17 protein-coding genes and 1 pseudogene are annotated in these 17,642 nt (G+C 70.2%); 16 read left to right on the top strand and 2 right to left on the bottom strand.

The annotated features are described in order from the left end of the window. The first annotated feature begins 8 nt into the window (after positions 1 to 8). The 8 genes and pseudogenes from LRS14_RS16070 to LRS14_RS16105 all read left to right on the top strand — a co-directional run bounded on the left by LRS14_RS16070 (position 9) and on the right by LRS14_RS16105 (position 6,661). Positions 9 to 1,483 (top strand): annotated as a pseudogene (locus LRS14_RS16070) (aldehyde dehydrogenase). 26 nt (positions 1,484 to 1,509) lie between these two features. Next, a complete protein-coding gene (locus tag LRS14_RS16075; RefSeq protein ID WP_257800494.1) occupies positions 1,510 to 2,481 on the top strand; it encodes a VOC family protein in 972 nt (323 codons plus the stop codon). Positions 2,482 to 2,486: 5 nt separating this feature from the next. Next, on the top strand, positions 2,487 to 3,473 hold the full coding sequence (locus tag LRS14_RS16080; protein ID WP_257800495.1) for a tripartite tricarboxylate transporter substrate binding protein: 987 nt from the start codon (positions 2,487 to 2,489) through the stop codon (positions 3,471 to 3,473). A 10-nt stretch (positions 3,474 to 3,483) separates the two neighbouring features. Beyond that, positions 3,484 to 3,810 (top strand): hypothetical protein, encoded by a 327-nt coding sequence (locus LRS14_RS16085; RefSeq protein WP_046111025.1) that lies wholly within the window; start codon positions 3,484 to 3,486, stop codon positions 3,808 to 3,810. Between the two features lie 42 nt (positions 3,811 to 3,852). After that, the gene (locus tag LRS14_RS16090) at positions 3,853 to 4,077 is read left to right on the top strand and encodes a recombinase-like helix-turn-helix domain-containing protein (protein ID WP_257800153.1); all 225 of its coding nucleotides are present in this window, start codon (positions 3,853 to 3,855) and stop codon (positions 4,075 to 4,077) included. Positions 4,078 to 4,109: 32 nt separating this feature from the next. After that, the gene (locus LRS14_RS16095) at positions 4,110 to 5,156 is read left to right on the top strand and encodes an aromatic ring-hydroxylating dioxygenase subunit alpha (protein WP_257800154.1); all 1,047 of its coding nucleotides are present in this window, start codon (positions 4,110 to 4,112) and stop codon (positions 5,154 to 5,156) included. Between the two features lie 2 nt (positions 5,157 to 5,158). Beyond that, complete coding sequence (locus LRS14_RS16100; RefSeq protein ID WP_310740840.1) at positions 5,159 to 5,638, top strand: Rid family hydrolase; 480 nt, start codon at positions 5,159 to 5,161, stop codon at positions 5,636 to 5,638. A 48-nt stretch (positions 5,639 to 5,686) separates the two neighbouring features. Continuing rightward, on the top strand, positions 5,687 to 6,661 hold the full coding sequence (locus tag LRS14_RS16105; RefSeq protein WP_257800155.1) for a PDR/VanB family oxidoreductase: 975 nt from the start codon (positions 5,687 to 5,689) through the stop codon (positions 6,659 to 6,661). Here LRS14_RS16105 and dkgB read toward each other — a convergent pair. Both dkgB and LRS14_RS16115 read right to left on the bottom strand, forming a co-directional pair. Beyond that, positions 6,658 to 7,473, bottom strand: a complete 816-nt coding sequence (dkgB, locus tag LRS14_RS16110; RefSeq protein WP_257800156.1) for a 2,5-didehydrogluconate reductase DkgB — start codon at positions 7,471 to 7,473, stop codon at positions 6,658 to 6,660. The two genes, LRS14_RS16105 and dkgB, sit on opposite strands and share 4 nt — an antisense overlap. A 23-nt stretch (positions 7,474 to 7,496) precedes the next feature. After that, positions 7,497 to 8,678, bottom strand: coding sequence for an MFS transporter (locus LRS14_RS16115; RefSeq protein ID WP_046111029.1), 1,182 nt, complete (start codon positions 8,676 to 8,678; stop codon positions 7,497 to 7,499). A 99-nt stretch (positions 8,679 to 8,777) separates the two neighbouring features. On the opposite strand from LRS14_RS16115, the gene LRS14_RS16120 reads away from it, so the two are divergent. The 8 genes from LRS14_RS16120 to mraY all read left to right on the top strand — a co-directional run bounded on the left by LRS14_RS16120 (position 8,778) and on the right by mraY (position 17,634). Next, positions 8,778 to 9,683, top strand: a complete 906-nt coding sequence (locus LRS14_RS16120; RefSeq protein WP_257800157.1) for a LysR family transcriptional regulator — start codon at positions 8,778 to 8,780, stop codon at positions 9,681 to 9,683. 229 nt (positions 9,684 to 9,912) lie between these two features. Then, positions 9,913 to 10,365 carry a division/cell wall cluster transcriptional repressor MraZ gene (locus tag LRS14_RS16125; protein ID WP_257800158.1) on the top strand — a complete coding sequence of 151 codons (453 nt, stop codon included), beginning with the start codon at positions 9,913 to 9,915 and terminating at the stop codon, positions 10,363 to 10,365. Further along, positions 10,365 to 11,342, top strand: a complete 978-nt coding sequence (rsmH, locus tag LRS14_RS16130; protein ID WP_257800159.1) for a 16S rRNA (cytosine(1402)-N(4))-methyltransferase RsmH — start codon at positions 10,365 to 10,367, stop codon at positions 11,340 to 11,342. The genes LRS14_RS16125 and rsmH overlap by 1 nt, the downstream gene beginning before the upstream one ends. Further along, entirely contained in the window at positions 11,339 to 11,650 is a 312-nt protein-coding gene (gene ftsL, locus LRS14_RS16135) for a cell division protein FtsL (protein ID WP_046111033.1), read from the top strand. Before rsmH ends, ftsL begins: the two co-directional genes overlap by 4 nt. 89 nt (positions 11,651 to 11,739) lie before the next feature. Next, positions 11,740 to 13,488 carry a penicillin-binding protein 2 gene (locus LRS14_RS16140; protein WP_257800497.1) on the top strand — a complete coding sequence of 583 codons (1,749 nt, stop codon included), beginning with the start codon at positions 11,740 to 11,742 and terminating at the stop codon, positions 13,486 to 13,488. Then, positions 13,489 to 15,066: a UDP-N-acetylmuramoyl-L-alanyl-D-glutamate--2,6-diaminopimelate ligase gene (locus tag LRS14_RS16145; RefSeq protein WP_257800160.1), complete on the top strand. Its 1,578-nt coding sequence runs from the start codon at positions 13,489 to 13,491 to the stop codon at positions 15,064 to 15,066. It abuts the gene before it with no gap. Beyond that, entirely contained in the window at positions 15,063 to 16,463 is a 1,401-nt protein-coding gene (gene murF, locus LRS14_RS16150) for a UDP-N-acetylmuramoyl-tripeptide--D-alanyl-D-alanine ligase (RefSeq protein WP_404977559.1), read from the top strand. Before LRS14_RS16145 ends, murF begins: the two co-directional genes overlap by 4 nt. Further along, a complete protein-coding gene (mraY, locus tag LRS14_RS16155; RefSeq protein WP_046111036.1) occupies positions 16,453 to 17,634 on the top strand; it encodes a phospho-N-acetylmuramoyl-pentapeptide-transferase in 1,182 nt (393 codons plus the stop codon). The genes murF and mraY overlap by 11 nt, the downstream gene beginning before the upstream one ends. The last annotated feature ends 8 nt before the right edge of the window (positions 17,635 to 17,642 follow it).

Raw genomic sequence — 17,642 nt, forward strand, 5'->3', positions numbered from 1 at the left:
GAACCGAGATGCCGCAACTGGACCTGCTGAAGATCAACGTGGCCGGCGAATGGCGCCTGGGCGGCGGCGAGGAGTACGAAAGCCTCTACCCCGCCACCGGCGAGCCCATCGCCCGCCTGCGCGCCGCCAGCCTGGCCGACGTGGACGAGGCCATCCGCGGCGCCGACCACGCCTTCCGCACCAGCGGCTGGGCGCAGAAGCTGCCGCACGAGCGCGCCGCGGTGCTGTACCGGGTGGCGCAGCTGATCCGCGAAAACGCGGAAGGCCTGGCCCAGCAGCAGCGGCTGGATAACGGCAAGCCGATCAGCGAGACGCGTGCGCTGGTGGCCAGTGCGGCCGGCACCTTCCAGTTCTTCGCCGCGGCCTGCGAGACGCTGGAAGAAACCATCACGCCCTCGCGCGGGCCCTTCGTCACGATGAGCGTGCATGAGCCGATGGGCGTGGTGGCCGCCATCACGCCGTGGAATTCGCCGATCGCCAGCGAGGCGCAGAAGCTGGCGCCGGCACTGGCCGCGGGCAACGCGGTGGTCGTCAAGCCGGCCGAGGTCACGCCGCTGATGGCGCTGGAACTGGCCCGGCTGTGCGAGCAGGCCGGCGTGCCGCGCGGCATCGTCAGCGTGTTGCCGGGCAAGGGCTCGGTGATCGGCGACGCCATCACGAAGCATCCGCTCGTCAAGCGGGTGTCCTTCACCGGCGGCACCACCACCGGCAAGCACATCGCGCACATCGCGGCCGACAAGATGATGCCGGTGTCGCTGGAGCTGGGCGGCAAGTCGCCCACCATGGTGCTGGAAGACGCCGACCTCGACCATGCGGTCAACGGCGTGCTGTACGGCATCTTCAGCAGCTCGGGCGAGTCGTGCATTGCGGGCTCGCGCCTCTTCGTCGCGCAGCCGATCTACGACGAGTTCATGACCCGGCTGACCGAGCGCGCCGCCGCGCTGCGCGTAGGCGACCCGGCCGACGAGCGCACGCAGATGGGCCCGCTGATCACCGCCCGCCACCGCGAAGGCATCGAGCGCTACGTGGCGCTGGGCGTGAGCGAGGGCGGCCGCATCCGCACCGGCGGCGTGCGGCCGCACGGGCGCGCGCTGGAAGCCGGCTACTTCTACGCGCCCACCATTTTGGAAGGCCTGGGCAACCAGGCCCGCACGGCGCAGGAAGAGATCTTCGGCCCGGTGCTGGTCGCGATGCCTTTTGACACCGAAGAACGCTTGATCGAGCAGGCCAACGACAGCATCTATGCGCTGGCCGCCGGCGTGTGGAGCCGCGACTTCAAGCGGGCCTGGCGCCTGGGCCGGGCGGTGCAGGCCGGCACCGTCTGGGTCAACACCTACAAGCAGTTCTCAATCTCCACGCCCTTCGGCGGCTGGCGCGACAGTGGCCTGGGCCGCGAGAAGGGCCGCGAAGGCATCTTCCAGTACATGGAGCAGAAGAGCATGTACTGGGGTACCAACGAACACCCCATCCCTGGGCAAATTGAGCCCCGGCGGCCAGAAGGAATCCGCAATGAGCGTTCTCGGAATCGACCAGATCACCTACGTGGCAGACGACCTGCCCACCTGCAAGCGTTTCTTCGCCGACTGGGGCCTGGCGCTGGCCAGCGAGTCGGCCGATGCGCTGGTGTTCGAGAGCCTGAACGGCTGCCGCGTGGTGGTGGCCCGGCTGGGCCTGCCCGGCCTGCCGCCTGGCCCGGAAGACGGTCCGACGCTGTGCGAGGTGGTGTGGGGCGTGGAGAGCGATGCCGACCTCGACCGCTATGCCGCGGCCATCGCCGACCAGCCCGGCTTCGTCGACACGCAGGCCGACGGCGCCCGCCGCATCGGCTGCACCGACCCCAACGGCGTGGCCGTGCGCCTGCAGCGCACCCGCAAGCATGCGGTGCAGATCGAGTGCGGCCCCAGCAACACCTGGAACGACAAGCTGCGCGTCAACCAGCCCAGCCCGATCTACGACCGCGCCACGCCGATCGAGGTGGGGCACGTGGTGTTCTTTGCTTCCGACGTGAATGCCACCAGCGCCTTCTACCGCAACAAGCTGGGCTTCGTCGCTTCCGACAGCTACCCCAACCGCGGCGCCTTCCTGCGCTGCGCGCCGGAGGGTGGGCATCACGACATCTTCCTGCTGCAGCTGCCCTCGGGCAAGCGCGGGCTGAACCACGTGGCCTTCACCGTGCGCGACATCCACGAGGTGTTCGGCGGCGGCCTGCACTTCTCGCGCTGCGGCTGGGAAACCCAGCTCGGCCCGGGCCGGCACCCGATCTCGTCGGCCTACTTCTGGTACTTCAAGAACCCGGCTGGCGGCCTGATCGAGTACTACGCCGACGAGGACCAGCTCACCGGCGACTGGCAGCCGCGCGAGTTCGAGCCGGGCCCCACGGTGTTCGCCGAATGGGCGGTGGATGGCGGCCTGGATGGCCACACCCGCCGGCAGAAGAACGCCGATGCGCCCCAGGGCAAGTTCCTGACGGAGAAGAAGTGAACCGCATGAACCTGTCTAGACGAGTGCTGCTGGCCGCCGGCCTCGCGCTGGCCCTGCCGCTGGCCGCGCAGGCACAGTCGCCCGCCGAGAAGCAGCTGGCCGAAGGCCGCTTCACCATCGTGGCGCCGTTCCCGCCCGGCGGGCCGGTGGACACGCTGGCCCGCCTGCTGGCCGAGGCCCTGGGCAAGCGCTATGGCCAGGCGGCCGTGGTGGACAACGTGGCCGGTGCGGCCGGCAACCTGGGCATCGACCGCGTCAAGCGCGCCAAGCCCGATGGCCATACGCTGCTGGTGGTGCCGGCCGGCAACCTCACGATCAACCCGACCTTGATGCCGAACTTCCCGTTCAACATCGAGCGGGACTTCGTGCCGGTGACGATGCTGGCCAAGGCGCCCAACGTGCTGGTGGCCAGCCCTGCGCTGAAGATCAAGACGGCCAGGGAGGTGGTGGCGCTGGCCAAGGCGAAGCCGGCCACGCTGTTCTACGCCTCGCCCGGCGTGGGCAGCGGCCTGCATCTGGCGGGTGAGCTGTTCAAGCAGCAGGCCGAGGTGGACATCACCCACGTGCCCTACAAGGGCACCGGCCCGGCGTTGAACGACGTGCTGGGCGGCGTGGTGCCGCTGATGTTCAGCAACCTGCCGGCCACGCTGCCCTTCATCAAGGAAGGCAAGCTGGTGGCGCTGGGCATCACCGAGGCCGCGCGCAGCCCGGTGGCGCCCGACATCCCCACGCTGGCCGAGCAGGGCATTCCGGGCGTGGTGGTCACCTCGTGGTACGGCCTGCTGGCGCCGGCCGGCACGCCGGCCGCGGTGGTCGAGCAACTGGCCAAGGATGCCCATGCGCTGCTGGCCGAGCCGGCGATGCGCGACAAGCTGGCGGCCCAGGGCCTTTCCGACGCCACGATGACGCCGGCCGACTTCGCCGCCCACATCCGCAAGGAAACCGCGGTGTGGGCGCCCATCATCAAGTCGCGCGGCATCGTGGCCGAGTGAGGCAGCGGTCATGAGCGAACAAGCCAACCTGATGCTGCTGACGGTGGTGCTCAAGCACCACCCCGGCCTGACGCTGGACGACGTGCAGCAGCGCATGAAGGCGGCCGACTGGTGGGAGCAGTTCCCGCCCGAGGGCACGCGCATCGTCTCCTGGACGGTGGCGATGGGCCTGGGCCAGATCCTCACGCTGGAGCTGCCGCCCGACAAGCTGCCGCTGGTGAACGTGGAGCTGGAACGCCGCGCCTGGGGCGTGTTCACCACCGAGTGCCATCCCACCTACGACTTCATCCCCGTGCGCGAACGCATCCGCGAGCGCGTGCGCAACGGCGGCCAGTGAGCCACCGCCACTCCCCATCCCTTGCCCCGCAGGAGGCCGACGATGCAATCCACCGACCGCTATCTCGACGCACACCAGGCGCGCCAGCGCCCGCCCACCCCGTATGAAGACCTGCTGGGCGACGCCATCGAGCGCGCCTTCGCCGCCGGCGTGACCGAGCTGCCCGCGCTGGTGGAGCACCTGAACCGCAGCAACATGACCACGCCCAGCGGCACGCCCTGGACGGAAGAGAACTACCGCGCCGAGATGGCGCGCCTGGGCGCCTGAGCGCGCGGCATCCACGCATCCGAGGAAGCACCATGAACATCCCCATCGCCGTTGCCGCCGATCCGGTCGACCAGTTGCTCGAAATCGGCCTGAAGGACCTCTGGTATCCCATCTGCCCGTCGGGCTTCATCCAGGACCGGCCGGTGTCGCTGCGCCGGCTGGGCCGCAAGCTGGTGTTCTGGCGCGACACGCAAGGCGTGCTGCACGCGCTGGAAGACCGCTGCCCGCACCGCGGCGCGCCGCTGTCGCAGGGCGTGGTGCTGGGCGACCGCATCGCCTGCCCGTACCACGGCGTGGAAGTGCGCTGCGACGGCGTGGTGACCAAGGTGCCCGGCAGCCCCGGCTGCAAGCTGGAAGGCAGCCAGGCCACCCGCCACTTTCATGTGCGCGAAGCCGCGGGCGCGGTGTTCATGTACAACTCGAAGGAGCCGGTGGACACGCCGCCGCCGCTGCAGCTGCCCGAGCAGCTGACCGACGACAGCCAGTTCTCGTCCTTCCTCTGCTACGCCGAATGGAAGGGTGACTACCGCTACGTGCTGGACAACGTGATGGACCCGATGCACGGCACCTTCCTGCACAAGCAGTCGCATTCGATGGCCGAGGGCGAATCCACGGCCAAGTTCGGCATCCGGCCCACCGACACCGGCTTCGTGTTCGAGAAGGAAGGCCAGCGCAACGTCAACTTCGACTGGACCGAGTGGGCCGACACCGGCATCCACTGGATGCGGCTGGAGATCCCTTACCCGAAGACCGGCGGCCCCGGCGGCAACTTCATCATCATCGGCAGCTACACGCCGGTCAGCCCCACGCTGAGCTGTGCCTTTCACTGGCGCGTGCGCAAGCTGCCACCGGGCTGGCAGCGCGACACCTGGCGCTTCCTCTACAAGAACCGGCTGGAGGCACGCCACTGGCACGTGCTGGAACAGGACCGCGTGCTGATCGAGAACATGGAGCCCGACGCCAACCAGCATGAGCAGCTGTACCAGCACGACCTGGGCATCGTGCGGCTGCGCCGGCACCTGAAGGGCCTGGCGCAGGCGCAGCTGGCGGCGACCGCCGCGGCCCCGGCCAAGGCCTGACGGTGGCCGCCCTGCCCGTGACCCCGGCCCTGGCCACGCCCGTGCGAAAGGTGGCCTGCGCCGCCGTGCCCGACGTGCCCCATGCCACCTGGTCGCAAGCCCTGGTGCTCGGCAACGAGGTGGTGATGTCCGGCCAGACGGCCGGCGCCGCCGCGCAGCAGGCCACGGCCGCCGGCACGCCGATGGACGCGTACCAGCAGGCGCTGGTGTGCCTGCGCAGGCTGCAGGCGCTGGTGGAGGCGGCCGGCGGCGGCGTGCACAACATCGTCAAGCTCACGCTGTACCTGACCGACATCGCCGACCGCGAGGCCGTGGGCCGTGCCCGCCGCGACTTCTTTGCCGAGGTGCTGCCCGGCGCGCTGTTTCCCGCCTCCACCCTGGTGGCCGTGAGCGCGCTGGTGCAGCCCGAACTGCGGGTGGAGGTGGACGCCATCGCCCGCCTGGATGCCGATCTGCGGCAGGCCGTGCTCGCCACCGCCTGAAGCCCGCCTGAACCCCGACCGAACCCCTGCCACCTGAGGCTGAGTGCCATGTCTTCCCCGACCCTGAACGCCCTGGTCTACGCGATGCGCCACGAGGCGGAAGGCATCGTCAGCGTCGAGTTCCGCCCCGCTGCCAGGGACGTGGCGTTCCCGGTCTTCGAGGCCGGCTCGCACATCGACCTGCACCTGCCCAACGGCCTGGTGCGCAGCTACTCGCTGTGCAACCCGGCCAGCGACAGCGGACGCTACGTGGTCGGCATCCTGCACGACCGCAAGAGCCGCGGCGGCTCGCGCTACGTGCACGAGCAGCTGCGGGTGGGCAGCCGCATCAGCATCTCGGCACCGCGCAACAACTTCAAGCTGCATGAGGACGCGCCGCGTTCGGTGCTGGTGGCCGGCGGCATCGGCGTCACGCCCATCTGGTGCATGCTGCAGCGGCTGGTGGCCATCGGCCGGCCGGTGGAGCTGATCTACTGCGCGCGCAAGCGCGAGGAAGCGGCCTTCGTGGCCGAGATCGAGGCGCTGGCCCGGCAGCACGAGGTGCCGGTGACCTGGCACTTCGACGAGTCGGCCGGCGGCCCTCCGGACCTGGCCGCACTGCTGGCCGGCCGCAAGGCCGACAGCCACTTCTACTGCTGCGGCCCGGGCCCGATGCTCGACGCCTTCGAGCGCGCCTGCGAGAAGCTCAACTACCCCGCCGCCCACATCGAGCGCTTTGCCGCCGCGCCGGTGGAGGCGCCCGCGGCCACGCAGAGCTTCGTGGTGGAGTGCGCCCGCAGCGGCAAGGTGGTGGAGGTGCCGCCCGGCAAGTCGGTGCTCGACAGCCTGATCGACGCCGGCCTCAACCCCGACCACAGCTGCAAGGAAGGCGTGTGCGGCGCCTGCGAGACCGCGGTGCTCGAATTCGACGGCGAACTCGACCACCGCGACGGCATCCTCACCAAGATCGAGCGTGAATCCGGCCGCACGATGATGATCTGCGTGTCCAGCTGCAAGGGCAAGCGGCTGGTGCTGGATGTCTAGACATCCCACGCCGGCGCCAGCCCGGCCGGGTTCACCAGCCGCTCACCGCGGTCCAGCGTGGCGATGCGGGTCATCTCGTCGTCGGTCAGCTTCAGGTCCTGCGCCGCCAGGTTGGCCTGCAGGTTCGCCCGCTTCGTCGACGACGGGATCACCGCATGCCCCAGCTGCATCGCCCACGCCAGCGCCACCTGGGCGGGGGCCACGCCGTGCGCCGCGGCGATGCCGGCCAGCACCTCGTCGGCCAGCACCTTGCCGTAGCCCAGCGTCATGTACGAGTTGAGCGGCACGCCCTGGCTGCGCGCGAACCCGGCCAGCGTGCGGTTCTGCAGGTAGGGGTGCAGCTCCACCTGGTTGGTGGCGATCTGGCCGGCGCCGGCCGCGTCGATGGCCTCCTGCAGCAGCGCGACGGTGAAGTTGGAGACGCCGATCTGCCGCGTCAGCCCCTGCTGGCGGGCGGCCAGCAGCGCCTCGATGGATTCGGCCAACGGCACCGCGCCGCCGGGCGAGGGCCAGTGGATCAGTGTCAGGTCCACCGCGTCCATGCGCAGCTTGTCCAGGCTCTCGCGCAGGCTGGGCAGCAACCGGTCGCCGGCCAGGTGCTCGGTCCAGACCTTGGTGGTGACGAACAGCTCGTCGCGCGGCACGCCGCTGCGTTCGATGGCCTGGCCCACCTCGGCTTCGTTGCCGTAGATCTGGGCGGTGTCGATCGCGCGGTAGCCGAGTTCGAGTGCGGTGGTCACCGAGTCGATGACGGTCTGGCCCTTCAGGCGGAAGGTGCCGAGGCCGAACGGGGGAATGGGGTGCACGGTCATGGTCATGTCCTTGGTGAAGTTGTCTAGGCAGCTGCGAAGCGGCGGGCGCCGCGGCGGTCGAGCGCACCGCTGCAGGCGGTGAGGGCCAGCGCCACCAGTACCACCAGTGCGCCGATCCAGGGCGTGTGCATCAGCCCCAGGTGGGTGACGATGAGCCCGCCGGCCCAGGCCGCGCCGGCGATGCCCAGGTTGAAGGCGGCGATGTTCAGGCCCGAGGCGACGTCCACCGCGTCGGGCGTGTGGTGCTCGGCCTGGCGCACCACGTACACCTGCAGGCCCGGCACGTTGCCGAAGGCCACCGCGCCCCAGGCCAGCACCGTCAGCACGGCCAGCCAGGGGTGGTGCGCGGTGAAGGTCAGGGCGAACAGCACCGCGGCCAGCAGCGCGAAGACCAGCTTCAGCGCCGGGATCGGGCCGCGGCGGTCGGCCAGCCGGCCGCCCCACAGGTTGCCCACGGCCACCGACACGCCGTACACCGCCATCACCCAAGCCACCGCGCCGGTGCTGAAGCCGGCCACCTCGGTGAGGATGGGCGCCAGGAAGGTGAAGGGGATGAAGCTGCCGCCATAGCCCACCGCGGTGGTGGCGTACACCAGCAGCAGCCGCGGCTCGGCCAGCACACGGGCCTGCTGCGCCAGCGAGGCCGGCGGCGTGTGGGCGATGCGGCGTGGCACCAGCAGCAGGCTGCCGACGAAGGCCACCGCGCCCAGGCCGGCCACCGCCAGGAAGGTCTCGCGCCAGCCGAAGTGCTGGCCGATGAAGGTGCCCAGCGGCACGCCGGTCACCAGCGCCACCGTCAGCCCGGTGAACATGATGGCGATCGCGCTCGCCGCCTTGTCCTTGGGCACCAGGCTGGTGGCAATGGTGGAGCCGATCGAGAAGAACACGCCGTGCGCCAGGCCGGTGAGCACCCGGGCGGCGATCAGCGACTCGTAGCCCGGCGCCTGCCAGGCCAGCAGGTTGCCGGCGGTGAACAGGGCCATCAGCGACAGCAGCAGCAGCTTGCGCGGCACGCGGCCGGTGAGGGCGGTGAGCACCGGCGCGCCCACGGCCACGCCCAGCGCGTACAGGCTGACCAGCAGGCCCGCCGAGGGCAGGCTCACGCCCAGGTCGGCCGCCACCGTGGGCAGCAGGCCGACGATGACGAATTCGGTGGTTCCGATGGCGAAGGCGCTGAGCGTCAGCGCGAACAAGGCAAGCGGCATGGGGTACTCCGGGTTGTGCAGGTCGGGGCGGAGTGTGGGTGCGCGGCTCTTGCGGAAAAATCAGGTGCTGGGCACAAGACCCTTGAATTGGAGTCAAGAATGAAGACGACGCTGGACGAGCTGCTGGCGCTGCGCACGGTGGTGGACACCGGCTCCGTCACCGCCGCGGCCGAGCAGCTGGGCCAGACGGTCTCCGGCATCAGCCGGGCGCTGCGGCGGCTGGAACAGAAGCTGGGCACCACGTTGCTGAACCGCACCACGCGCCGGCTGTCGCTCACCGACGAGGGCCGCGCCTTCCTGGCACGGGCCCGCGACATCCTGGCCGCGGTGGACGAGGCCGAGGAGCAGATGGCCGCCCGCCGCCAGCAGCCCGCCGGACGGCTGCGGGTGAATGCCGCGGTGCCCTTCATGCTGCATGCAGTGGCGCCGCGGGTGGCCGCCTTCCAGGCGCTGTACCCGCTGATCGAGCTGGAGCTGAACACCGACGACCTGCCGATCGACCTGCTGCAGCAGGACACCGACGTCGCCATCCGCATCGGGCCGCTGGTCGATTCGACCCTGCGCGCGCGGCCGCTGGGCCACAGCGCGGTGCGGGTGCTGGCCAGCCCCGGCTACCTGAAGGCGCGCGGCCGGCCCAAGACGGTGGCGGAGCTCACCGGCCCGGGTCACCGGCTGCTGGGCTTCAACCAGCCCGAGTCACTGAACCTGTGGCCGTTGCGCGGGCCGCAGGGCGACCGGCTGAGGGTGCAGCCTGCGATCAAGGCCAGCAGCGGCGAGACGCTGCGCCGGCTGGCGCTGGAAGGGGCCGGCGTCGTCTGCCTGTCCGACTTCATGACGGCGCAGGACCGCCGCGCCGGCGCCCTGCTGCAGCTGCTGCCGCGCGACACGGTGGAGCTGCTGCAGCCGATCCACGCCGTGTTCTACCGGAACACCGAGCTGGCGTCCCGCGTCGGCTGCTTCCTGGACTTCCTGGCGCAGCAGATCGGCGAAGCCGGGTGGGGATGACGGGTGGGACTGCGCCCGACTCCGACGCGCAACGCCCGACGGGCACTCCCAACGTTGCTGCATCTCACCCATCACTTTCAGTGCCCCCTGCAAGTCCTTATTTTTGAAGCTATTTTTTCGTGTACTTACTTCGCGATGCGGCTGTAAGTAGTTGATTTCATTGATTTTTCTGACAGCGCGCGTTGACCCACACCGGTGCGTCGGCTACAGTGGGGGATAGTGGCGGTTTGTGGGGGAAAAGGGTGAGTTTTGTGTTTCAGGGGGCTCAGCGTTGTCGCTGGACGGAAAAGGGCGGATGACCGTCCCGGCCCGCCATCGCGACGTGCTGGCTGCCGTGGCACAGGACAAGCTCACCATCACCAAGCATCCCAACCGCTGCCTGCTGGTGTTTCCCCGTCCCGCTTGGGAGCATTTTCGCGACCGCATCCTGGCCATGGGCGCCGGCGGGGATGTGATGCGCCGGCTGTTCGTCGGCAGCGCGGTGGACGTGGAGATCGACAGCGGCTCGCGCGTGCTCATCGCGCCGGAGCTGCGCACCTGGGCCGGCCTGGACAAGGACGTGATGCTGCTGGGCACCGGCCAGCGCTTCGAGCTGTGGGACGCCGCCCGCCTGGCTGCCTACGAGGAAGAGCAGCTGGCCAAGGGCGACGTCGCCCAATCGTTCATCGACATGGGCCTGTGATGAGCAGCACGCCCGCCGCCGCCCCCCTGCAGCACATCAGCGTGATGCTGGAAGAAGCCGTCGAAGGCTGGTTCCATCGCGCCGACGGCATCTACGTGGACGGCACCTTCGGCCGCGGCGGCCACTCGCGCGAACTGCTCAAGCGGCTGTCGCCGCATGGCCGGCTGATCGCCTTCGACAAGGACCCAGCCGCCATTGCCGCTGCCACCGACGAGTCAGCGCCGACGCGGGTTTCAGACCCGCGTTTCGCCATCTTCCATGCCAGCTTCCGCGACATGCGGGAGCGCCTGGCCGGCATCGGCGTGCACCGGGTCGACGGCATCCTGCTGGACCTGGGCGTGTCGTCGCCGCAGATCGACGACCCGCAGCGGGGCTTCAGCTTCCGCTTCGACGGCCCGCTGGACATGCGCATGGACCCGACCCGGGGCGAAAGCGCCGCGGATTTCCTGGCCCGCGCCGACGAGCGCCAGATTGCACAGGTGGTACGAGACTATGGCGAAGAACGGTTTGCTGTGCAGATTGCAAAGGCGCTTGTTGCTCGGCGCGAGGGCGGGAACCCCGTTCGAACCACAGGCCAGCTGTCCGAGGTCGTGGCTCGTGCGGTCAAGACCCGCGAGCCGGGGCAGAACCCCGCCACGCGCACCTTTCAGGCTCTTCGGATTTTCGTCAACGCCGAGCTTGAAGAGCTCGAACAGGTCCTGAGCGACACCGTCGACCTGCTGGCCCCGGGCGGCCGGCTGGCCGTCATCAGCTTCCATTCGCTGGAAGACCGCATCGTCAAGACCTTCATCGCGCGCGAGAGCAAGCAGGTGTACGACCGCCGCGCGCCCTTCGCCGAGCCCGCGCCCACGCGGCTGCATTCGCTCGGCCGGGTGAAGCCCTCGGCCGACGAGGTGGCCGCCAATGCGCGTTCTCGCTCGGCCATCCTGCGCGTGGCCGAGCGCAAGGCCGCCCCGGTGGAAGGGCAGGCGCTGTGACGCGGCTCAACATCCTGCTGCTGGCCGCGCTGCTGGCCAGCTGCCTGTTCCTGGTGAAGACCACCTACGACACGCGCCGGCTGTTCAACGAGATCGAACGCGCCAAGACCCTGCACGCCCGGCTGGAAGTGGACTACAAGCGCCTGGAGGCCGAGCGCCAGGCCCAGGCCACCCACCTGCGCGTGGAGAAGGTGGCGCGCGACCGGCTGCAGATGCGCACGGCCAATGCCGCCGTGACCCAGTACGTGACCGATACCGGCCATGCCGCCACCGCGGCTGCGGCCGCCAGCGCGCCGGAGGTGCGGTGATGGGCCTGTTCCGCAAGAAGCCCGCGAGCGGCGGCGCCACCATGAGCAAGCGCCCGCGCCCGCCGAAGGACAACGACGGCCGCCGCCGCATGGCCGCCAGCGTGCGCAGCCTGTCGTATGCGCAGAGCCCGCTGCTGGCCGCCAAGACGCCGCCGGGCCGCAGCAAGTTCATCGTCGGCCTGGTGGGCCTCGGCTTTTGCCTGCTGGTGGGCCGCGCGGTCTACATCCAGGCCATCGGCACCGAGTTCTACCTGAGCGAAGGCGAGAAGCGCTATGCGCACACGCTGGAGCTGCGCGCCAGCCGCGGCCGCATCCTCGACCGCAACGGCCTGCTGCTGGCCACCAGCGTGTCGGTGCCGTCCATCTGGGCGATCCCGCGCGACGTCAAGGCCACGCCCGAGCAGCGCCGCGAGCTGGCCCGCCTGCTGGAGATGCCGCTTCCCGAGCTCGACAAGACGCTGGACAACGGCAGCCGCTTCGCCTGGCTCAAGCGCCAGGTGGACGACGAGCTGTGGAAGAAGATCCGCGCGCTGAAGATCGAAGGCGTGTACGAGGTCAACGAGTACCGCCGCAAGTACCCCGAGGGCGAGGCGGCGGCGCACCTGGTGGGCTTCACCAACCTGGAAGACGTGGGCCAGGAAGGCATCGAGCTGGCCTTCGAGCAGGAACTGCGCGGGCGCAACGGCTCGCGCGAGGTGGTCAAGGACCGCCTGGGCCGCGTGGTGGAGGACATGGGCCCGCAGGTGGACGCGGCCAATGGCCAGGACATCCAGCTGTCGGTGGATTCCAAGGTGCAGTTCTTCGCCTACCAGCGCATCCGCGACGCGGTGGCCGAGCACAAGGCCAAGGCCGGCAGCGTGGTGGTGCTGGATGCCAAGACCGGCGAGGTGCTGGCGCTGGCGAACTACCCGAGCTTCGACCCCGGCAACCGCCGCCGCCTCACCGGTGCGCAGCTGCGCAACCGCGCGCTGACCGACACCTTCGAGCCCGGCTCCACGATGAAGCCGCTGATCGTGTCGTGGGCGCTGGAAACCCGCCGCGTCACGCCCAGCACGCCCATCAACGTGGCGCCGGGCCGCATCACCATCACCGGCAGCACCATCAGCGACTCGCATGCCTATGGCGTGCTGTCGGTCAGCGAGGTGATCCAGAAGTCCAGCAACGTCGGCACCGTGAAGATGGCGATGCAGATGGACCGCAAGGAGATGTACGACGTGTTCGCCGCGGTGGGCCTGGGGCAGAAGCCGCAGCTGCGCTTTCCCGGCGCCGTCACCGGCCGGCTGCGCCCGTGGAAGACCTGGCGGCCCATCGAGCAGGCCACCATGAGCTACGGCTACGGCCTGTCGGCCTCGCTGTTCCAGCTGGCGCGGGCCTACACCGTGTTCGCGCGCGACGGCGAGGTCATCCCCGTGACCATGCTCAAGCAGAACCAGCCGGTGCAGGGCGTGCAGGTGTTCCGCCCCGAGGTGGCTAAGGCCATGCGCGAGATGCTGCACAGCGTTTCGCAGAAGGGCGGCACGGCGCCGCAGTCGCAGGCGGTGGGTTATTCGGTGGGCGGCAAGACGGGTACCGCCCACAAGCAGGAAGGCCGTTCGTACGCCGGCAACAAGTACCGCGCATGGTTCGTCGGCATCGCGCCGATCAGCGACCCGCGCATCGTCGTCGCCGTGATGGTCGACGAACCGACCAATGGCCAATATTTCGGCGGCACCGTGGCCGCGCCCGTGTTCAGCCAGGTGGTGCAGAACACGCTGCGCATGCTGGGCGTGCCGCCCGACATCGAGGTGCAGCCGCAGATCGTCACCCGTGACATCCCGGCCGCGCAGGAAAGTTTCTAAGTGTCCCTGACCCGCCTCAAATCCCCCGACGCCGCAGCCCGCTGGCTGCGCGAGTGGGTCACCGGCACCTTGCGCGCCGACAGCCGCCAGGTGCAGCCGGGTGATGCCTTCATCGCCTGGCCCGGCTACGCCACCGATGGACGCCAGTTCGCGCGCTCGGCCCTGGTGGCCGGTGCCGCCACCTGCCTGGTGGAGCACGAGGGCGTGGAGAGCTTCGCCTTCGACAATGCCCGCATCGCCTCGCTGCCCCAGCTGAAGGCGGCCACCGGCCCCATCGCCGATGCCTTCTTCGGCCACCCCAGCGCCCAGATGGACGTGGTGGCCACCACCGGCACCAACGGCAAGACCTCCACCGCCTGGTGGACGGCGCAGGCCCTGGCCATGCTGGGCCGGCGCTGCGGCGTCATCGGCACGCTGGGCATCGGCGAGCCGCCGCTGGCCATCCCCGCGACCGCTGCATCCACCACGGACGGCCAGCCCAGCGATGCCCAGCCGGGCAGCATCACCTTCACCGGCCTGACCACGCCGGACCCGGTGACGCTGCACCGCGCGCTGCGCACCTTCCACGATGGCGGCATCCATGCCTGCGCCATCGAGGCCTCGTCCATCGGCATCGCCGAGCACCGGCTGGACGGGCTGCGCGTGCGGGTGGCGCTGTTCACCAACTTCACGCAGGACCACCTGGACTACCACGGCTCGATGGAGGCCTACTGGGCCGCCAAGCGGGCGCTGTTCGACTGGCCGGGCCTGAAGTCCGCGGTCATCAACATCGACGATCCGCAGGGCGAGGCGCTGGCGCGCGAGCCCTTCGCGGCCGAGCGCTGGACCGTCTCGGCCCAGCAGACCGCCCGGCTGCGCGCGCAGAACATCGGCTATGCCGACGGCGGCCTGGCCTTCGAGGTGATCGAAGGCGACCGCGGCGCGCTGGTGCGCAGCACGCTGATCGGCGACTTCAACGTGCACAACCTGCTGGTGGTGATCGGCGGGCTGCGGGCGCTGGGCGTCTCGCTGCACGACGCCGCCAGCGTGGTGCCCTTCTTCACCCCGGTGCCCGGCCGCATGCAGCGTGTGCAGCTCAACTCGCAAGCGCCGCTGCCCGAGCTGGTGGTCGACTATGCCCACACGCCCGACGCGCTGGAAAAGGCGCTGCTGGCGCTGCGCCCGTTCGCGCAGGCACGCGGCGGTCGGCTGATCTGCGTGTTCGGCTGCGGCGGCAACCGCGACGCCACCAAGCGGCCGCAGATGGGCGCGATCGCGGCGCGGCTGGCGCAGCGCGTGCTGCTGACCAGCGACAACCCGCGCGGCGAGGACCCCGAGGCCATCCTGGCGCAGATCGCGGCCGGCATCGAGCGCGGCCATGTGGATGCCACCGTCATCGCCGACCGCCGCGCCGCCATCGCCGAGGCGGTGAACAGTGCTGGCCCGAACGACGTCATCCTGCTGGCCGGCAAGGGCCATGAGGACTACCAGGAGATCCAGGGCGTGAAGCACCCGTTCTCCGACGCCGCCGAGGCCCTGGCCGCGCTGGCCGCGCGCCAGGCACAGCAGATCGCTGCGGGTGGAGGGCAGGCGCAATGAGCACCGTGCTGCCGATGACGACGCTGGGCGAGCTGGCCACGCTGCTGCCCGACACCGTGCTGGTGGGCGACGCCGCCACGCCGGTGCACCGCGTGCACAGCGACACCCGCACGCTGCAGCCCGGCGACCTGTTCGTCGCGCTGCGCGGCGAGCGCTTCGATGCCCACGACTTCCTGCCCCAGGCCCGCGAGGCCGGCGCCGTGGCCGCGCTGGCCGAACATGGCCTGCAAGCCGCCGGCCTGCCCGGCCTGCAGGTGCCCGACGTGCAGCGCGCGCTGGAATTCCTGGCCGCAGCCTGGCGCCGCAAGCATGAGCTGCCGCTGATCGCCGTCACCGGCAGCAACGGCAAGACCACCGTCACGCAGATGACCGCGGCCATCCTGCGCGCCTGGCTGGCCGACGGCGCGCTGGCCACCGAAGGCAACTACAACAACCACATCGGCGTGCCGCTGACGCTGCTGCGCCTGCGGCAGGATGCGCAGCGCTGGCACCGTGCCGCGGTGGTCGAGCTGGGCATGAACCACCCGGGCGAGATCGCGCTGCTGGCGCGCATCGCCGCGCCCACGGTGGCGCTGGTGAACAACGCCCAGCGCGAGCACCAGGAATTCATGGCCACGGTGGAAGCCGTGGCCCGCGAGAACGGCAGCGTGATCGAGGCCCTGGGCCCCACCGGCGTGGCCGTGTTCCCGGCCGACGACACCTATGCGCCGCTGTGGCTGCAGCTGGCCGGCAGCCGCCCGCACCTGACCTTCGCCCGCCAGGGCGAGGCCGACCTCACCTGCGAGGCGATGTGGATGGGCGCCCACTGGGCCATCACGCTGCACACGCCGGCCGGCCCGGCCAGCCTGACGCTGGCGGTGGCCGGCGAGCACAACCTGCGCAATGCGCTGGCCGCCGCCGCCTGCGCGCTGGCTGCCGGTGCGCCGCTGTCGGCCATCGTGCAGGGGCTGCAGGGCTTCGCCCCGGTCAAGGGCCGCTCGCAGCTGCAGACCCTGAGCCACCGCGGCCAGCCGCTGGTGCTCATCGACGACAGCTACAACGCCAACCCCGATTCCATGCGCGCCGCCATCGACGTGCTGGCCACGCTGCCGGCGCCGCGCGCGCTGCTGATGGGCGACATGGGCGAGGTGGGCGACCGTGGCCCCGAGTTCCATGCCGAGGTCGGCGCGCATGCGCAGGCCTGCGGCATCGAGCTGCTGTGGGCCGCCGGTGCCGCCAGCGCCGAGGCCGCGGCCGCGCATGCGGCCGGCCGCCATTTCGCCACGGTGGAAGCACTGATCGCCGCGCTGCCCGAGCTGCCGGCCGGCGGCTCGGTGGTGGTCAAGGGATCGCGCTTCATGCGCATGGAGCGTGTGGTTGCCGCCCTGCAGAACGCCGGAGGCACCGATGCTGCTTAGCCTGGCGCAGTGGCTGCAGACGCTGTATCCGGAGGAGCTGGGCTTCCTGCGGGTGTTCCAGTACCTCACCTTCCGGGCGGTGCTGGCCGCGATGACCTCGCTGCTGATCGGCCTGGCCTTCGGGCCCTGGGTGATCCGCCGGCTGACGGCGCTGAAGATCGGCCAGCCGATCCGCGGCTACGGCATGCAGACGCACCTGGCCAAGAGCGGCACGCCCACCATGGGCGGCGTGCTCATCCTCATCGGCATCGGCGTGTCCACGCTGCTGTGGTTCGACTGGAGCAACCGCTTCGTCTGGATCGTGATGCTGGTCACCTTCGGCTTCGGCGCCATCGGCTGGGCCGACGACTGGCGCAAGGTGGTGCAGAAGAACCCCGAGGGCATGCCCTCGCGCGAGAAGTACTTCTGGCAGTCGCTGATCGGCCTGGTGGCCGCGCTGTACCTGGCCTTCAGCGTGTCCGAGACCTCCAACCTGCGGGTGCTGGAGCTGTTCGTGCAGTGGGTGCAGAGCGGCTTCAGCAACGAGCTGCCGCCCAGCGCCGACCTGATGGTGCCGTTCTTCAAGACGGTGAGCTATCCGCTGGGCGTGTGGGGCTTCATCATCCTCACCTACCTGGTGATCGTGGGCAGCAGCAATGCGGTCAACCTCACCGACGGCCTGGACGGCCTGGCCATCATGCCGGTGGTGCTGGTGGGCTCGGCGCTGGGCGTGTTCTCGTACGTGGTGGGCAGCTCGGTGTACTCGCGCTACCTGCTGTTCCCGTACATCCCCGGCTCGGGCGAGCTGCTGATCTTCTGCTCGGCGCTGGCCGGCGCCGGCCTGGCCTTCCTGTGGTTCAACACCCATCCGGCGCAGGTGTTCATGGGCGACGTGGGCGCGCTGGCGCTGGGCGGCGCACTGGGCACCATCGCCGTCATCACCCGCCAGGAGATCGTGCTGGCCATCATGGGCGGCGTGTTCGTGGCCGAGGCGCTGTCGGTCATGGCCCAGGTCACCTGGTTCAAGTACACCAAGAAGAAGTACGGCGAGGGCCGGCGCATCCTGAAGATGGCGCCGCTGCACCACCACTTCGAGAAGAGCGGATGGCGCGAGACGCAGGTCGTCGTGCGCTTCTGGATCATCACCATGCTGCTGTGCCTCATCGGCCTGGCCAGCCTCAAGCTGCGCTGATGACGACC

Source organism: Aquincola sp. J276, from assembly GCF_024700035.1.
GTDB lineage: Bacteria > Pseudomonadota > Gammaproteobacteria > Burkholderiales > Burkholderiaceae_C > Aquincola > Aquincola tertiaricarbonis.

Coding starts and splice junctions, on each gene's coding strand:
- LRS14_RS16075 (WP_257800494.1), top strand. CDS start 1,510: ATGAGCGTTCTCGGAATCGACCAGATCACCTACGTGGCAGACGACCTG.
- LRS14_RS16080 (WP_257800495.1), top strand. CDS start 2,487: ATGAACCTGTCTAGACGAGTGCTGCTGGCCGCCGGCCTCGCGCTGGCC.
- LRS14_RS16085 (WP_046111025.1), top strand. CDS start 3,484: ATGAGCGAACAAGCCAACCTGATGCTGCTGACGGTGGTGCTCAAGCAC.
- LRS14_RS16090 (WP_257800153.1), top strand. CDS start 3,853: ATGCAATCCACCGACCGCTATCTCGACGCACACCAGGCGCGCCAGCGC.
- LRS14_RS16095 (WP_257800154.1), top strand. CDS start 4,110: ATGAACATCCCCATCGCCGTTGCCGCCGATCCGGTCGACCAGTTGCTC.
- LRS14_RS16105 (WP_257800155.1), top strand. CDS start 5,687: ATGTCTTCCCCGACCCTGAACGCCCTGGTCTACGCGATGCGCCACGAG.
- dkgB (WP_257800156.1), bottom strand. CDS start 7,473: ATGACCGTGCACCCCATTCCCCCGTTCGGCCTCGGCACCTTCCGCCTG.
- LRS14_RS16115 (WP_046111029.1), bottom strand. CDS start 8,678: ATGCCGCTTGCCTTGTTCGCGCTGACGCTCAGCGCCTTCGCCATCGGA.
- LRS14_RS16120 (WP_257800157.1), top strand. CDS start 8,778: ATGAAGACGACGCTGGACGAGCTGCTGGCGCTGCGCACGGTGGTGGAC.
- rsmH (WP_257800159.1), top strand. CDS start 10,365: ATGAGCAGCACGCCCGCCGCCGCCCCCCTGCAGCACATCAGCGTGATG.
- LRS14_RS16140 (WP_257800497.1), top strand. CDS start 11,740: ATGGCCGCCAGCGTGCGCAGCCTGTCGTATGCGCAGAGCCCGCTGCTG.
- murF (WP_404977559.1), top strand. CDS start 15,063: ATGAGCACCGTGCTGCCGATGACGACGCTGGGCGAGCTGGCCACGCTG.
- mraY (WP_046111036.1), top strand. CDS start 16,453: ATGCTGCTTAGCCTGGCGCAGTGGCTGCAGACGCTGTATCCGGAGGAG.